This is a genomic window from Rhizobium sp. P1_E1 (genome assembly GCF_056406015.1).
The window spans coordinates 1-15,706 of the sequence record NZ_JBFUAY010000028.1 but is presented as its reverse complement, the minus strand read 5'-3'; the positions used below and the strand labels follow the sequence as shown (position 1 = coordinate 15,706).

18 protein-coding genes and 1 tRNA gene are annotated in these 15,706 nt (G+C 60.4%); 8 read left to right on the top strand and 11 right to left on the bottom strand.

Annotation, left to right across the window (positions count from 1 at the left end; translation table 11 throughout):
* The first annotated feature begins 171 nt into the window (after window positions 1-171).
* Complete coding sequence (locus tag AC1D1Z_RS12905) at window positions 172-1,188, top strand: class I SAM-dependent methyltransferase (protein WP_130769274.1); 1,017 nt, start codon at window positions 172-174, stop codon at window positions 1,186-1,188.
* 93 nt (window positions 1,189-1,281) lie between these two features.
* Here the strand turns inward: AC1D1Z_RS12905 and fabI are convergent, their stop codons facing one another.
* The 3 genes from fabI to fabA are packed head-to-tail and all read right to left on the bottom strand — an operon-like array spanning window position 1,282 to window position 3,886.
* Window positions 1,282-2,088 carry an enoyl-ACP reductase FabI gene (fabI, locus tag AC1D1Z_RS12900; RefSeq protein ID WP_131605384.1) on the bottom strand — a complete coding sequence of 269 codons (807 nt, stop codon included), beginning with the start codon at window positions 2,086-2,088 and terminating at the stop codon, window positions 1,282-1,284.
* 4 nt (window positions 2,089-2,092) lie between these two features.
* A complete protein-coding gene (gene fabB / locus AC1D1Z_RS12895) occupies window positions 2,093-3,325 on the bottom strand; it encodes a beta-ketoacyl-ACP synthase I (RefSeq protein ID WP_028731865.1) in 1,233 nt (410 codons plus the stop codon).
* Window positions 3,326-3,370: 45 nt separating this feature from the next.
* Entirely contained in the window at window positions 3,371-3,886 is a 516-nt protein-coding gene (fabA, locus tag AC1D1Z_RS12890) for a 3-hydroxyacyl-[acyl-carrier-protein] dehydratase FabA (RefSeq protein ID WP_018244253.1), read from the bottom strand.
* Window positions 3,887-4,186: 300 nt separating this feature from the next.
* Here fabA and irrA point away from each other — a divergent pair, with 300 nt between their 5' ends.
* On the top strand, window positions 4,187-4,606 hold the full coding sequence (gene irrA / locus AC1D1Z_RS12885; RefSeq protein WP_003555773.1) for an iron response transcriptional regulator IrrA: 420 nt from the start codon (window positions 4,187-4,189) through the stop codon (window positions 4,604-4,606).
* A 106-nt stretch (window positions 4,607-4,712) separates the two neighbouring features.
* Here the strand turns inward: irrA and AC1D1Z_RS12880 are convergent, their stop codons facing one another.
* Window positions 4,713-5,348 carry a trimeric intracellular cation channel family protein gene (locus AC1D1Z_RS12880; protein ID WP_477850741.1) on the bottom strand — a complete coding sequence of 212 codons (636 nt, stop codon included), beginning with the start codon at window positions 5,346-5,348 and terminating at the stop codon, window positions 4,713-4,715.
* Between AC1D1Z_RS12880 and AC1D1Z_RS12875 the strand changes: the two genes are divergently transcribed.
* Window positions 5,347-5,502 carry a hypothetical protein gene (locus AC1D1Z_RS12875; protein ID WP_018244250.1) on the top strand — a complete coding sequence of 52 codons (156 nt, stop codon included), beginning with the start codon at window positions 5,347-5,349 and terminating at the stop codon, window positions 5,500-5,502. The genes AC1D1Z_RS12880 and AC1D1Z_RS12875 overlap by 2 nt on opposite strands.
* Before the next feature lie 196 nt (window positions 5,503-5,698).
* A complete protein-coding gene (locus AC1D1Z_RS12870) occupies window positions 5,699-6,172 on the top strand; it encodes a hypothetical protein (RefSeq protein WP_131605383.1) in 474 nt (157 codons plus the stop codon).
* A gap of 97 nt (window positions 6,173-6,269) precedes the next feature.
* Here the strand turns inward: AC1D1Z_RS12870 and AC1D1Z_RS12865 are convergent, their stop codons facing one another.
* A complete protein-coding gene (locus tag AC1D1Z_RS12865) occupies window positions 6,270-7,058 on the bottom strand; it encodes a YdcF family protein (protein ID WP_131605382.1) in 789 nt (262 codons plus the stop codon).
* A 68-nt stretch (window positions 7,059-7,126) separates the two neighbouring features.
* Entirely contained in the window at window positions 7,127-7,849 is a 723-nt protein-coding gene (locus tag AC1D1Z_RS12860; RefSeq protein ID WP_131605381.1) for a YoaK family protein, read from the bottom strand.
* Window positions 7,850-8,087: 238 nt separating this feature from the next.
* Between AC1D1Z_RS12860 and AC1D1Z_RS12855 the strand changes: the two genes are divergently transcribed.
* Window positions 8,088-8,324 carry a DUF2798 domain-containing protein gene (locus tag AC1D1Z_RS12855; protein ID WP_112905643.1) on the top strand — a complete coding sequence of 79 codons (237 nt, stop codon included), beginning with the start codon at window positions 8,088-8,090 and terminating at the stop codon, window positions 8,322-8,324.
* A gap of 55 nt (window positions 8,325-8,379) precedes the next feature.
* Here the strand turns inward: AC1D1Z_RS12855 and AC1D1Z_RS12850 are convergent, their stop codons facing one another.
* From AC1D1Z_RS12850 to AC1D1Z_RS12840, 3 genes are all read right to left on the bottom strand, one after another.
* Complete coding sequence (locus tag AC1D1Z_RS12850; protein ID WP_028731870.1) at window positions 8,380-8,619, bottom strand: GIY-YIG nuclease family protein; 240 nt, start codon at window positions 8,617-8,619, stop codon at window positions 8,380-8,382.
* A 120-nt stretch (window positions 8,620-8,739) separates the two neighbouring features.
* A tRNA-Ala gene (locus AC1D1Z_RS12845) sits at window positions 8,740-8,815 on the bottom strand.
* Window positions 8,816-8,966: 151 nt separating this feature from the next.
* A complete protein-coding gene (locus AC1D1Z_RS12840) occupies window positions 8,967-9,350 on the bottom strand; it encodes a TIGR02300 family protein (RefSeq protein WP_003544290.1) in 384 nt (127 codons plus the stop codon).
* A gap of 275 nt (window positions 9,351-9,625) precedes the next feature.
* Here AC1D1Z_RS12840 and aroA point away from each other — a divergent pair, with 275 nt between their 5' ends.
* The 3 genes from aroA (at window position 9,626) to rpsA (ending at window position 13,582) form a co-directional block, all read left to right on the top strand.
* The gene (gene aroA, locus AC1D1Z_RS12835; protein WP_131605380.1) at window positions 9,626-10,984 is read left to right on the top strand and encodes a 3-phosphoshikimate 1-carboxyvinyltransferase; all 1,359 of its coding nucleotides are present in this window, start codon (window positions 9,626-9,628) and stop codon (window positions 10,982-10,984) included.
* 72 nt (window positions 10,985-11,056) lie between these two features.
* Window positions 11,057-11,704 carry a (d)CMP kinase gene (gene cmk / locus AC1D1Z_RS12830; RefSeq protein WP_047617636.1) on the top strand — a complete coding sequence of 216 codons (648 nt, stop codon included), beginning with the start codon at window positions 11,057-11,059 and terminating at the stop codon, window positions 11,702-11,704.
* Window positions 11,705-11,878: 174 nt separating this feature from the next.
* Entirely contained in the window at window positions 11,879-13,582 is a 1,704-nt protein-coding gene (gene rpsA / locus AC1D1Z_RS12825) for a 30S ribosomal protein S1 (RefSeq protein WP_003544285.1), read from the top strand.
* A gap of 76 nt (window positions 13,583-13,658) precedes the next feature.
* Here rpsA and AC1D1Z_RS12820 read toward each other — a convergent pair whose 3' ends face one another.
* On the bottom strand, window positions 13,659-15,194 hold the full coding sequence (locus AC1D1Z_RS12820) for a hypothetical protein (RefSeq protein ID WP_131605379.1): 1,536 nt from the start codon (window positions 15,192-15,194) through the stop codon (window positions 13,659-13,661).
* 230 nt (window positions 15,195-15,424) lie between these two features.
* On the bottom strand, window positions 15,425-15,706 hold a 282-nt coding region (locus tag AC1D1Z_RS12815), incomplete at its 5' end, for a 3'-5' exonuclease family protein (protein WP_477850735.1).

The window sequence follows — 15,706 nt, the reverse complement described above, 5'->3', positions numbered from 1 at the left end:
CAAATTTAATATCGGGCGCGGGAATGCTTCCGCGCCMTTTTTTGTATCCTAAAGCGTGGCGCGATCTTTCAGATTAGCTTGCCACACTTTAGGTCCTTGGTTTTGCGCATGTCGTGATCGCAAAACCGCTGAACACTTTTGCGCGACATGCTTTAAGACGAGACGAGGCCCATGAGCAGCGAGACGCTGAAGACTCTGTTCCATCCCTTTGCCAGCGGCACAGTCGAGGCGCCCGGCGAGGGCGAGCGCGTGCTCTTCCTCGGCGCCGAGGCAGGCTTTGCGCTGCCGGAAGGCTTTGCCGCCTCGCTCAGCGCCGTCCAGGGCTTCCGGCCACTCTATCGGCAGCTGCTGGCGCAGCGCATCGAAGCGAAGCCAGAGATCGACGGCGAGGACTACGATGCGGCTCTGGTGCTCTGCACCAAGCACAAGGGTGAGAACGAGGCCAATCTTGCTGCCGCTATTGCCCGCACACGGGTCGGCGGCCTGATCGTCGTTGCCGGCGCGAAGGAAGACGGCATCCAGCCGCTGCGCAAGCGGATGGATGGTTTCAATCTCGCAGTCGACCATATGCCGAAATATCACGGCGTCGCCTTCTGGTTCGGCCGGCCGGCGGATGCCGATGAGATTATCTCCAAGCTGGCAAAGGCGCCGGTGCGTGTCGACGGCCGTTTCAATGCAACCGCCGGCATGTTCTCGCATGACCGCATCGATGCCGGATCGGAACTACTGGCCTCGCGCCTACCGCAGGACTTCACCGGCGACGTTGCGGATTTTGGCGCCGGATGGGGCTATCTCTCCGTCGAGCTGGCCCAGAAGTCGCGTGGACTGACGCGCCTCGACCTCTACGAGGCCGATCACGCGGCTCTGGAGGCTGCCAGGGATAATCTGGCGGAGAACTGCCCGAACGCGCCTGCGCGCTTCTACTGGCACGATCTGGCGGGTGAGCCGGTCAAGGACAAATACGATCTCGTCATCATGAACCCACCCTTCCATGAGGGGCACGCAGCCGAGCCGGCACTCGGCCAGGCAATGATCAAGACTGCCGCATCCGCCCTTCGCGGCGGCGGCCGCCTGATGCTCGTCGCCAATCGCGGCCTGCCTTACGAACCGGTTCTGGCGGCGAATTTCAGGGAAAGCGGGGAAACCTGCCGCAACGCCCGCTTCAAGGTGCTGTGGGCGAAGAAATAGGGCTCAAGCAGCCTCGATCCGATCATTCTTATCGATAGAAAAAGGCCGTGCGCATCATCTGCGCACGGCCTTTGAGTTTCGATCGAATAATGTTTATTCGACGTCCGCTTTGCGCAGCGTTTCCAGCGTCGGCATGGAGGTGACGTTGAAGCCGGCGTCGACGAAGTGGATTTCGCCGGTGACGCCGGAGGAAAGGTCGGAGAGCAGGTAGAGAGCCGAGTTGCCGACCTGATCGATGGTCACGGTCTTGCGCAGCGGTGCATTGCGCTGGTTCCAGGAGAGGATCGCGCGCGCATCCGAGATGCCGGCGCCGGCAAGCGTACGGATCGGGCCGGCGGAAATGGCATTGACGCGGATGCCGCGCGGGCCGTAGTCGGCGGCGAGATAGCGCACCGAAGCCTCAAGCGCTGCCTTGGCAACCCCCATGACGTTGTAATTCGGGATGACGCGCGTCGAGCCATTGTAGGTCAGCGTCAGCATCGCACCACCCTCTTCCATCAACGGCGCGCAGCGCTTGGCGATCTCGGTGAAGGAGAAACAGGAAATGACCATTGTGCGGCTGAAATTTTCACGCGTCGTATCGGCGTAGAGACCCTTGAGCTCATTCTTGTCGGAAAAGCCGATGGCATGGACGATGAAATCGAGTTTGCCCCAGCGCTCCTTGATCGCGTCGACCACGGCATCGACCGAGTCGGTGTCCTCGACGTCGCAGGGCAGCACGAAATCCGAGCTGACCTCGGCAGCAAGCGGCTTGACGCGCTTGCCGAGCGCATCGCCCTGATAGGTGAAGGCGAGTTCCGCACCCTGTGCGGCGAGAGCTTTTGAAATCCCCCAGGCGATCGAGTGGTTGTTGGCGACGCCCATGATGAGTCCGCGCTTACCCTGCATAATTCCCGTCATATTATTATCCGTTATAGCGCTGGAAGACGAGCGTGGCGTTGGTGCCGCCGAAGCCGAAGGAATTGGAGAGGGCAATGTCGATCTTGGCGTCGTCGATGCGCTTGCGCACGATCGGGACACCTTCGAATTCGGGATCAAGCTCGGTGATATGAGCGCTTTCGCCGATGAAGCCTTGCTGCATCATCAGCAGGGAATAGATCGATTCCTGCACGCCGGCAGCGCCAAGCGAATGGCCGGTCAGCGACTTGGTCGACTGGACATGCGGAATCTTCGAGCCGAATACCTCGCGGATGGCGCCGATTTCCTTGCTGTCGCCGACCGGCGTCGACGTGCCGTGGGTGTTGATGTAGTCGACGTCACCTTTGACGGTGGCGAGCGCCTGGCGCATGCAGCGGATAGCGCCCTCGCCCGAGGGGGCAACCATGTCGTAGCCGTCCGAGGTCGCGCCGTAGCCGACGATTTCGGCATAGATCTTTGCACCGCGGGCCTTGGCACGCTCCAGTTCCTCGAGCACCAGCACGCCGGCGCCGCCGGCGATGACGAAACCGTCGCGGTTGACGTCATAAGCGCGCGAAGCGCTGTCCGGCGTGTCGTTATATTTGGAGGACATGGCGCCCATGGCGTCGAAGAGATTGGACATCGTCCAGTCGAGGTCCTCGTGGCCGCCAGCGAACATCACGTCCTGCTTGCCCCACTGGATCATCTCGGCGGCGTTGCCGATGCAATGCGCCGACGTCGAGCAGGCCGACGAGATCGAATAATTGACGCCGTGGATCTTGAACCAGGTGGCGAGTGTGGCCGATGCGGTCGAGGACATCGCCTTCGGCACGGCGAAGGGGCCGATACGCTTCGGGCTGTTGTTCTTCACGGTGATCTCGGCAGCCTCGATGAGGGTGCGGGTGGACGGGCCGCCGGAGCCCATGATGATACCAGTGCGCTCGTTGTTGCCGATGTCCTTGTCCTCGAGACCGGAATCGGCAATCGCCTGCTTCATGGCGACATGGTTCCAGGCACCGCCCTGCGACAGGAAGCGCATGGCGCGGCGGTCGACCAGTTCGGCAAGTTCCGCCGAACCGAGCTTCGGACTGCCCCAAACCTGGCACTTGAATCCATGTTCGGCGAAATCGCTCGAAAAGGARATACCCGACTTTGCCTGCCGCAAGGATTCGGTGACTTCGGCCGCGTCGTTTCCGATCGAGGACACGACACCCAGACCTGTGACAACTACCCGTCTCATCTGATCAAACCTTTGTTGTTTTCGTCAGCCGCTCGAAATGCGGTTTCAGGCCGTCTTTTCTTTCGATAGACCGACGCGAAGGTCGGCCGCCTGATATATGGTCTCGCCGTCCGCCTTCAGCCAGCCGTCGGCGGTGCCGAGGACCAGACGACCGCGCATGACACGCTTGAAGTCGATTCCATATTCGATCAGCTTCGTCTGTGGCCGGACCATGCCCTTGAATTTCACTTCGCCTGTTGAAAGCGCCATGCCACGGCCTGCCTCGCCGAGCCAACCCAGAAAGAAACCGGTCAACTGCCACATGCCGTCGAGACCGAGGCAGCCTGGCATGATCGGATTGCCTTCGAAATGGCAGGGAAAATACCAGTCGTCCGGGCGAACGTCATATTCGGCCCTGAGGTAGCCCTTATCGAAGGTGCCGCCCGTTTCGGAAATATCCGTGATGCGGTGAACCATCAGCATAGGCGGCAGGGGCAGCTGCGCATTGCCGGGGCCGAACAGCTCGCCATGTGCGCAAGCGATGAGTTCTTCATACGAGAAGCTGGACTGTCTGGTCGTCATAAAGTTTCTTTTCCCCCCGCATCAAGCCGATGGATGTGAACGTGTAGTCCAAGTTCTTCAGAAAATGAAGCACAAGCAAGGCAGCTTCATTCATCTCCCCGGACCAGGCTTGCGCCATTATTTGGTGGTCGCATACAGGAAGGCTAGGGCCGGGACCAGACCTATTTGCGTGAAAAGCCCGTTTTTGCCGCGTTTATCAGGCTCCTGTCCCCATTGAACTATTGAAAGGCTCCGATGCAAAAGTTATACCCCTTAAAGAAACATGATTGCTTTATGCCAGAATAACCGGAGTTGGTTTTGATGACGGGTGCACTCCCGATCGCAATAGAGGTAAGGCTGCGCGGTGCGGGCCTGCGCCCCACCCGCCAGCGTGTCGCGCTCGGCGACCTCCTGTTTGCCAAGGGCGACCGGCATTTGACCGTCGAGGAACTGCATGAGGAGGCGGTTGCCGCCGGCGTGCCAGTGTCGTTGGCAACCGTCTACAACACGCTGCACCAGTTCACGGAAGCCGGTCTCATCCGGGTTCTCGCCGTCGAGAGCGCCAAGACCTATTTCGACACCAATGTTTCCGACCATCACCATTTCTTCGTCGAAGGCGAAAACGAGGTGCTCGACATTCCCGTCAGCAACCTGACGATCGCCAATCTGCCTGAACCGCCTGAAGGCATGGAGATCGCCCATGTCGACGTGGTGATCCGCCTGCGCGCGAAGCAGGGCTGACGACGCCTCTAGAGCCGCGCCGGATCGGCCTCATGCGACGCCCTTTAGATCTTTTTTTTATGCATGTCGGTGTCCCAGCGGACTTTTGGGCGACATGCATTAGGCTTCACATGACATCGTCCGGATGCCGGCCAGGCTTGTGCCTGTAGGTCGGGAAGGTCCAGCCGAACCACAGGGCTCCACCGCGCACCGCAAAGGCCGCCACGACGCCGCAGGCAGACGCCAGATAGAGCTGCATTCCGAGCGCATTGGCGAGCGTGAAGACGCCGGCGCCGATGAGGGCTGCGGTCACGTAGATTTCCGGCCTCAACAACACCGAAGGCTCGTTTGCCATCAGATCGCGCAGGATGCCGCCAAACGTCGCCGTCAGCGTGCCGGTGACGATCGCGATGGTCGGCGAGCCGGTGGCGGCGAGGCCCTTGGCGGCGCCGATCACGCAATAGGCGGCAAGGCCGATCRCATCTAGCCAGATCAGCAGGCGATAGCGCGATTCCAGCAGGTGGGCGGTGAAGAAAACGATGACGCCCATGACGCAGCAGACGAGGATATAGGCCGGGTTCAGAACCCAGAAGACCGGCACGCGGCCGAGCACGATATCGCGCACCGTGCCGCCGCCCGTTCCCGTCACCATGGCGAAAAACAGAAAACCGATCAGGTCCAACTGCTTGCGCGAGGCGGCGAGCGCGCCCGTCGCGGCAAACAGCGCAATGCCGGCATAATCGAGATAGACGAGCAAGGACATGCGAACCTCGGAACCGGCAGAAGTTTCAGAGCATGATGCTGAAAAGTGTCAGCGGTTTTCGGACGACATCATGCTCTACCTGTTCTCGGGAAAGAACCACGGCGGCAAGGGCGGCGCAAGGCGGCGGCGTCATAAAGCGAAGGTCTTTATTTGATGCATGTCGTTGTCCCAAAACCGCTGCACACTTCTAGACGACATGCATTAGAACAGGATGATTTTAGGCCGGGTCGACCAAAAATCCGAATCCTGTTCTAAATTATATAGTTAGAGCATGATGTCGTCCGAAAACCGCTCACACTTTTCGGCATCATGCTCTAGGCTACAGAGCCTTTACCCAAAAGAGGAAAGCCGTGAAAACGCTGGTGCTCGCCGTTCTGAATATCGTCCTGCTGCTTGTCATGCCGGCTGTCGCCTTCGGCCAGCAATCGCTGATTTCCGATCCTGAGATCTACGAGAAGAAGCACTTCCAGGAGCAGTGCAAGACGGCCGAATTTGCCGAAGGCTTCATCATCCGGCAGGACATCAACAATGACGGCCTGATCGACGCCGTGGTCAACGAGGGCCAGCTGACCTGCGACGGGCAGAAGGGGCCGCAATGCAATGACGACGGCTGCACCTATAATTTCTACCTGCAGGTTGCCGAGGGCGGTTATTTCATGATCGCGACGGCGCAGATCTATGGCTACGATTTCGTCCAGCGCTTCGGCAACATGGTGCTGGCGATGAAGATGCATCCGCGTTTCTGCGACCGCACCGAAGGTGATCCCTGCATCGTAACGGCCCGCGTCCGCGGCACGAAATTCGTCACCATCTCGAAGAAATAGCTCAGCGCATGACCCGAAATCGGAATCGATTTTCGAGTCATTCGCAAATTCAAAGTGATAGAGCGTCCTTGGCGTGTCCTGCTGGACGCGCGGCGCTCTATTGCGGATAAAGTTCCGACGTGCGACCGGCGAGATAATATCCCACCAGGCCGTACCATTCGCGGATCGCCGTCGCCAGGTTCTGCGCGTTGAGGTTCGGCTGGGTGAAATCGAGCCCGAGCCTCACCTGGCCATCGGTGCGATAATCGGTCGGCCAGGGCACGATATCGATGCCGAGCTTGCGGAAGATGCCGACGGACCGCGGTATGTGGAAACCCGAGGTGATCAGCAGGCAATTGGAAAGCCCCTGGCTTGCCAGGAATTCCTTGGTGTTAACGGCGTTTTCAAAGGTCGTGCGCGATTGCCTCTCTTCGATCAGGCGATCCCTGCCAACGCCGAAGAGCGGGAAGAAGCGCTCGGATGCCGCCGCATCGCCTTCGTAGATGCCCGAAATGGAGCCGTCGCCGCCCGATACCAGAATGCGCGACTGCGGAAATTTCTGCGCAAGCCGCAAGGCTTCGATGAAGCGGTCGGCCCCGCCGTTGAATTCTATGCCGTGGCGCGCCGTGTTCACCTCATTTTCGAAGGCGCCGCCGAGCACGATCATGCATTGCAGGCTACCCGGATCGGCGGCGGGCTTTGCGAAGCGCTGCTCGAGACCCTGCATCAGAAGGTTGCCGGCCGTGGTGTAGAGCGTGACGAAGAGGATGAGGGCCGCACCCGTTGCGCCGAGGATACTTAAGGTGCGCCAACGCAGAAGACCGACAAGCACGGCAAAGAAGACGAGGAAGAATGCCAGCGACAGCGGCTGAGCGAAAATCCAGACAAGCTTCGAAATCAGGAACAAGACCCACTCCTTGGGGATTGGCGGCGGTCCTGTCTATCCGATTCGACGGTAACAGGAATGCGACGGTTCTATTTCACGCGCGCAGCGGCCGATCGATGTGGCGCGATCTTCTGGTTGAAGCGTCGCTGAAGCGGCCGCGGGATGAGCATGGCAGCAAGTGCAAGCACCATGGCGAAGAGGGAGACCAGCCACAGTGCATGCGCGCCCGTCAGCCGCGTCAGGACGGCGCCGACGATCGCGCCAAGCACCATGCCCCCCCAGGGCACAATCTGGATCGTCCATTCGATATGGCGGTCGCCGATGATCCAGCGGCCGATGCCGCGGCCGAAGCGCGACAGGGCGCCGGTCACATAGGTTAGGCCGATCGGCAGGCCTTCGATGTGTTCGACGGCAGCGTTCACCATGCCCATGGAAAAAACGATCACGTAGAACCGAGCGAACAGCATGTTCTGCACCGTCATCATCGAGGCGAGCGCCAGGACTAGACCGACGCAGCCGAGCACCACGAAGATGCGGCGCTCGGAGACATGAGCGATGACGACCCCAGCCGCGTTGCCGAGCACGAAAACGACGATGGCGGAGATCAGGACCGCCGCGTGATAAAGATTGCCCTCACTCAAGGCCAGTGCCGCCCGCGTCGTGTTGCCTGTCATGAAGGAGACGAAATCGCCGGTCAGCAGAAGACCGGTCGCATCGGTCATGCCAGCCAGAAACGAGATCGAGCCGACGAGGGCGAGCCCGGTCAGGGTTCGTCGGGTCCGGATGATGCGACGGCGTCTTGATCTGGTCATTGGCTGAGGGTCCTGGAGCCGAATCGCTGAGATTCCAGCAACGAACATACATCCTCTCATTGAGGAATTGGCAAAGGCGATCGGAAGCGGATGGGGGCGGACTTGAATGGCAACACATTTTCGGCCATAGAAACGGCGTTGCTTCAGATCGAAGCTCCGTAAGCGTTTACGTCAATCAACGCGCAACCCGCCGATCGGCGCTGCGCAATTGTCTGATCGGCACCTTACGGAGATCAAAATGCCCAAAGGCAAACTCCCCAAACGTTACAATACGGTGGTCATGCCGCTCATCCTCTCGCTGTTGATGACATCAGTCGTCTCGGCGATCAGCATCGTGAGAGCACAAGGCCTGACAGCGCCTGCACTTGCCATGTGGCCCTCCGCATGGGCGCTCTCCTGGGCGATCGCCTTTCCCGTCCTGCTATTGGTGCTGCCGGTGGTCAAGCGGGTGACGGCTGTTATCGTCGAGATGTGAGCGCAAGGCGCCGGCGGGCTGCGCAGGCGGCCTGCCGGAGTTGCGGTCGGGGCAGTTAGAGTCTTTTCTTTGCGAATGCCCTGCCCGACGCCGACTTCAGATATTTCTCGAAAGCAAAGGCCTGCGCTTCATCGGAAAAAGCGACATAGGTCTTGAGAGACCAAGGGACGTATTTCGAGGTATGAGAGACCTCCCCGGCGTTGTGCTTCGCCAGGCGCGACTTCAGGTCACTCGTCACGCCAACGTAATAACGATCCGGAAATTCGACACTCTGGAGAATGTAGACATACTTCATGGAAGGATCATAGCCCGCCTATGTTGCTTCGCAACTTCGGCGCGGCAGCCTCCGCGTCCTTCTCGCCCTCGTCCGGTCAAGCCTTTCGGCTTGCCGAGCCGAAGCTCGAAGAGCGTAGGCTGGTGGAGCTAAGCGGGATCGAACCGCTGACCTCTTGCATGCCATGCAAGCGCTCTCCCAGCTGAGCTATAGCCCCATCAAGGTGGTCCGGCTCGAGGCCGGTCCTGGGATACTCCTCAAGGCGTGCCCTGCGGAGTGGCGGCTTATTACTTCCGGTTTTCAGAGATAGCAAGCCTAAAAAAATGCGGCCCGGAGAATTTTTTCCTCGCCGGGCCGAAATGCAGTCGTCAGACTTCGTCGTCGTCGCCGGTCACGCCGATGATGTCGCTCATGTCGTCATCGTCGTCGTCTTCGTCCGGTGTGAGGAAGGTATCGTCGTCGTCGTCGCCTTCGATTTCAACATCGTCATCGCCGATATCGGGAATGTCGTCGCCGCCGGCGGCTTCATCGGCATCTTCCAGCGAAACCAGTTCGACTTCGGTGTTTTCAGTATCGACTTCCGCGACCTCGTCTTCTTCGGCAACTTCGGCGATCGCCGAGGTTTCTTCGAAGAAGGACAGAGGATAGGACTTGCCGGTATAAGGAGAAACGATCGGATCCCGGTTCAGATCATAAAACTTCTTGCCGGTTTCCGGATCGGTACGCTTGGTTCCAAGTTCCGCTTTCGCCACTATAAGCCTCGTGTGAATGACCGAATAAGAGATTCGGCAAATGCCGATCAAGCCGGCGTTCCATCGGAATTTATAAGCCGGTCCCCTTAATCGCTGTGGCTTCCCATGTCAAAGCCAAACTTTGCGATCGGAGCCCGGGGTTTTTGGCAAGCCGACGGATGACCGCCCGGCGCGTTTGTGTTAACGAGCCGCAACAGCTGCAGAAGCGGACGGGAATTGCGACCGGCCAAGCCTGTCTTGTGGCAAAAATAGACTGCATTTGCAAAGGATTACGCATGTTGCACGGCTCTGCGCCCAGGCCCGCCACCGCCCGCAAATCCGCCGGTCTTACGGGCAGCGTGCGTATTCCGGGCGACAAGTCGATCTCGCATCGTTCCTTTATGTTCGGCGGGCTTGCTTCCGGCGAAACCCGGATCACCGGCCTGCTCGAAGGCGAGGACGTAATCAATACCGGCCGCGCAATGCAGGCAATGGGCGCCAGAATCCGCAAGGTGGGCGAACAATGGGTGATCGAGGGCACCGGCAACGGTGCGCTGCTTGCACCTGACGCGCCGCTCGACTTCGGCAATGCCGGCACCGGCGTGCGGCTGACCATGGGCCTCGTCGGCACCTACGACTTTCGCTCCACCTTCATCGGCGACGCCTCGCTTTCGAAACGGCCGATGGGCCGCGTGCTCAATCCGCTGCGCGAAATGGGCGTGCAGGTCAGCGCCTCCGAGGGCGACAGGCTGCCGGTGACGCTCAGAGGCCCGGGAACGCCGAGCCCGATCCGCTATCGGGTGCCGATGGCATCCGCCCAGGTGAAATCGGCCATGCTGCTTGCCGGCCTCAATACGCCGGGTGTCACCACGGTCATCGAGCCGGTGATGACGCGCGACCATACCGAAAAGATGCTGCAGGGTTTCGGCGCCGCCCTTTCCGTCGAGACGGACGAGGACGGCGTCCGCACGATCCGGCTCGAAGGCCGGGGCAAGCTGGCGGGCCAGGTGATCGACATTCCCGGTGATCCTTCTTCCACCGCCTTCCCGCTGGTTGCAGCGCTGCTTGTCCCCGGCTCCGACATCACCATCGTCAACGTGCTGATGAACCCGACCCGTACCGGGCTGATCCTGACGCTGCAGGAGATGGGGGCTGATATCGAGGTGCTGAATGCGCGTCTAGCCGGCGGCGAGGACGTGGCGGATCTGCGCGTGCGCCATTCCGAGCTCAAGGGCGTGACCGTTCCCGAAGATCGCGCGCCGTCGATGATCGACGAATATCCTATTCTCGCCGTCGCCGCCTGTTTCGCTGAGGGCGTCACCGTCATGAAGGGGCTTGAGGAATTGCGCGTCAAGGAGTCCGACCGTCTTTCCGCTGTGGCCGACGGACTGAAACTCAATGGGGTGGATTGCGACGAAGGCGAGGATTTTCTCATCGTGCGCGGCCGGCCTGACGGCAAGGGCCTCGGCAACGCTGCCGATGGCAGGGTCAGCACACATCTCGACCATCGCATCGCCATGAGCTTCCTTGTCATGGGGCTTGCCTCGGAGCATCCTGTCACGATCGACGACGCGGCGATGATCGCGACCAGCTTTCCCGAATTCATGCAGCTGATGACCGGCCTTGGAGCAAAGATCGAGGAGGTGCTGGAATGATGTACCCGCCGCGGCAATTCCGCGAAGACAAACTCATTCGTTGTTTCGGCGCGGTGCCGCAGGATTGATTTGATGACAAACAAGACCTTCATTATCGCCATCGATGGCCCGGCGGCAGCCGGCAAGGGCACGCTCTCACGCCGCATCGCCGACCAATATGGCTTCCATCATCTGGATACCGGCCTGACCTATCGCGCCACGGCCAAGGCGCTGCTCGATGCCGGCCTGCCGCTCGACGACGAGGCGGTGGCGGAAAAGATCGCAAGAGAGGTTGAACTCGCTGGATTGGATCGCGATATACTTTCCAAACATGAGATCGGCGAAGCCGCCTCGAAGATTGCCGTCATGCCGGCGGTGCGCCGGGCTCTGGTCGAGGCGCAACGGCGGTTTTCGGCGAAAGCGCCGGGAACCGTGCTCGACGGGCGCGATATCGGCACCGTCGTCTGCCCGGATGCGCCGGTGAAACTCTATGTAACGGCGTCGCCGGAAGTTCGCGCAAGGCGCCGTTATGACGAGATCCTCGGCAAGGGCGCTGCGGCAGATTTCGATGCGATCTTCGAGGACGTCAAGCGGCGCGACGAGCGCGACATGGGACGGGCCGACAGCCCTTTGAAACCAGCGGTCGATGCGCACTTGCTTGATACGTCGGAAATGAGTATAGAGGCCGCGTTTCAAGCTGCTCAATCGATCATCGATGCGGTCTTGAGCCGAAATGCCTAAATTCAAGCGATTTTGCGTGCTCTGAGCATGGATCGCTTCTAATATAGCAAGCCTGAAATTCCGTCCAAGCGCCGGATTGCCTTCGTGAGAGGGCGGACTGGGTTCAGGCCCGTTCAACGCAAACCAACCGGCGCATACGTGTCCGCTTCCGTTTCAGGACACGCAGGAGATTTTATGTCAGTAGCTACCCCCTCCCGCGAGGATTTCGCGGCTCTTCTCGAAGAGTCCTTTGCCAAGAACGACCTGGCCGAAGGCTATGTCACCAAGGGCATCGTCACGGGCATCGAGAAGGACGTCGCCGTTGTCGACGTCGGCCTGAAGGTTGAAGGCCGCATCGCGCTCAAGGAATTCGGCGCGCGCGCCAAGGACGGCCTGTTGAAGGTCGGCGACGAAGTCGAAGTTTATGTCGAGCGCATCGAAAACGCGCTTGGCGAAGCCGTTCTGTCGCGCGAGAAGGCTCGCCGCGAAGAAAGCTGGGTCAAGCTCGAAGCCAAGTTCGAAGCTGGCGAGCGCGTCGAAGGCGTGATCTTCAACCAGGTCAAGGGCGGCTTCACGGTCGACCTCGACGGTGCGATCGCCTTCCTGCCGCGTTCTCAGGTCGATATTCGCCCGATCCGCGACGTGACCCCGCTGATGCACAATCCGCAGCCCTTCGAAATCCTCAAGATGGACAAGCGCCGCGGCAACATCGTGGTTTCGCGCCGTACGGTTCTGGAAGAATCCCGTGCCGAGCAGCGTTCTGAAATCGTCCAGAACCTCGAAGAAGGCCAGGTTGTTGACGGCGTCGTCAAGAACATCACCGATTACGGTGCGTTCGTTGACCTCGGCGGCATCGACGGCCTGCTGCACGTCACCGACATGGCATGGCGCCGTGTGAACCATCCGTCGGAAATCCTGAACATCGGCCAGCAGGTCAAGGTTCAGATCATCCGCATCAACCAGGAAACCCACCGTATCTCGCTCGGCATGAAGCAGCTCGAGAGCGATCCGTGGGATGGCATCCAGGCCAAGTATCCGGAAGGCAAGAAGATTTCCGGTACCGTTACGAATATCACCGACTACGGTGCATTCGTCGAGCTGGAGCCGGGCATCGAAGGCCTGATCCACATCTCGGAAATGTCCTGGACCAAGAAGAACGTTCACCCCGGCAAGATCCTGTCCACGAGCCAGGAAGTCGAAGTCGTCGTTCTCGAAGTCGACCCGTCCAAGCGCCGTATTTCGCTCGGCCTCAAGCAGACGCTGGAAAATCCGTGGGCAGCATTCGCCCGCAGCCATCCGGCCGGCACTGAAGTCGAAGGCGAAGTCAAGAACAAGACCGAATTCGGCCTGTTCATCGGCCTCGACGGCGATGTCGACGGCATGGTGCACCTCTCCGACCTCGACTGGAACCGTCCGGGCGAACAGGTCATCGAGGAGTTCAACAAGGGTGACGTCGTCAAGGCCGTCGTTCTCGACGTCGATGTCGAGAAGGAACGCATCTCGCTCGGCATCAAGCAGCTCGGCAAGGATGCAGTCGGCGACGCCGCTGCTTCTGGCGACCTGCGCAAGAATGCAGTCGTTTCCTGCGAAGTCATCGCAGTCAACGACGGCGGTGTCGAAGTGAAGCTCGTCAACCACGAAGACATCACTTCCTTCATCCGTCGCGCCGACCTCGCCCGCGACCGCGACGAACAGCGCCCTGAGCGCTTCTCGGTCGGCCAGGTCTTCGACGCCCGCGTCACCAACTTCTCCAAGAAGGACCGCAAGATCATGCTGTCCATCAAGGCTCTGGAGATTGCGGAAGAGAAGGAAGCCGTTGCCCAGTTCGGTTCGTCCGACAGCGGCGCTTCGCTCGGCGACATCCTGGGCGCAGCCCTGAAGAACCGCGGCGGCGAATAAGCCTCGCATCCGCCTTTGAATTGAAGAACCCGCCGGAGCGATCCGGCGGGTTCTTCATTTTCAGGCAATCAAAGTGTTATTCCCAGCCGACCATGCGCTGATAGAGCGCATAGACCGGGTCGTCGGCCGGGCGGCCGGGCTGATAGGCCGACGGTTCGGTATCAATCATCCTCGGCGTCCTCCGCTCGGGTGCCGCGTCGGTCGTTTCGGCATCGGGCTCGGCATCCTCGCCACCGGACTGTGCCTGCTGCTGATCCTCGGACGCGTCGTCGCGGTGGTGCTGATGCTGGTGGTGCGTTTCGCCCGCCTTCTCGTTCGATTGCGTATCCTTGGCGAATTGGTAGGGCAGCTGGCTATAGGCAAGGCCCTCCGGCATCTTTGCCGCCAACGGCACATAGGAAGCCTCGGCCGACTCGGGTATCGGCATCATCTGCGGTTGCGCGGAGATTTCTTTCGGCTGACGGGCTGCCGCCGCCGCGGCCTCAATATCCATCTGCGGTGGGCGAAGTGCTGTCGATTGGCGGGGATCGGGTGCTGTGAATTCGGCCGGCTGCCTCAAGGTCTCGGTCGCATCGCTGATGACGGCGTCGTCGAGGATCGCATCAATCTCCACTGCCGCCTCGACGGCAACATCCTCCAGCACGGTTTCGACGTCTTGCTCGCGGATGATCGTGGCGATCAGCTCGGAGACTTCTTCGGTCATGGAGGCAACGATTCCTGCCCAGTTCCTGGGAATGACAGGATCGACCTTTTCCGACATCGCGTGGGGCTGGATGGCAGGCGGCTCCGGCGTTTCGTTGGCCGCTGCGGCTTCCGTCGACAAGGCTTGCCGGGTTTCGATCTCCTGCGACGCAGATATTTCCGGGGCGACCTCCGTTGCCGTCGCCGGGGTGGGCTGAGCCCGGTTTTCAGCATGCGGCGTTTCCGGATCGGCAGCTTCCACGGCTTCGGCGATAAGCGCGTCCTCGGTGGTCGTCAGAGCTGCGGCCTCGATCARCGAATCGGCCGGCGCGGGCACCTTGTCTACCGGCTGGCGCATGGCGGCAGGCAGGCTGTCCTCATGCAGCCGGATCTCGGGGCGAGCTTCGGCGCGCATCGGCGAAGCGTCATTCTGGCCATAGGAGCGGACGACGGCGCGGGCGGCGAGGTCGCGATCCTTGTAGCGGACGATTTCCAGATAGGCGACGATGCGGGCGGCTTCAGGGCCTGTCGGGTTCTTCAGGGCCTCGGCGATTGTCCGGAGCGGCACGCTATGCCCCTGCTCGGTGAGCTGGCGCTCAACCTCGTCGATCCTAGCGGTTGGCAGCTGCCGGATGGCATCGGCCAGCCGAGAGGCGAAGGCAAGATTGCTCTCGTCCTCACCACGATCCAGCGAGATCGAGCGGCCTGCCGCATCGATGACATCGAAAAGGGCTTCGACCATGCGCTCGCGCGCCGCAAGGAGCAGAATATTGAGTTTGCCGGCAATGGCGGAATTGAGGTCTGCGGCTTCGACGGCGTTGACAGGCGGGGGGGCAATCACGGAGTGGCCGAGACCGCTGGCGACGATCGCCGCTGTCTGACCCTGGGACGAAAAGCTTGCATTGGACGCTGCACGAACGGGAGTCAACATGGCATGCTCCTTTCGTAAAGTGACGATGAAAGCAGGCTCTAGAAAAGGACCGCGCTCATCCGGCCCCCTTGCATCCCAGCAGATCCTCCTGTCCGCATGACGCAGTTTCGGCGTCATCGAATGCATAAAAATTAACAGGAATGTTAATAAACAGGCGTTAATGAATCGCTAACGGCCGCGGACAAGTCTGCCGCACGGTTATTAGCAAACGCAGAATGAAAGCAATTCGCTCAGCTGTGGGCGAAGATATCGGCCTCTTCCCAGCCGAGCAGGTCGAGCTTGGCGCGGGTCGGCAGGAATTCGAAGCAGGCCGTCGCATGATCGTAGCGGCCGTCGCGGATCAGGCGTTCCGTCAGCTTATCTCGCAACGCATGCAGATAAAGCACGTCGGACGCGGCATATTCGAGCTGGGCCGGAGACAGCGTCTCGGCCGCCCAATCGGAAGATTGCTGCGCCTTGGAGACATCGACGTCGAGCATCTCCTTGAGATTATCCTTGAGGCCGTGACTATC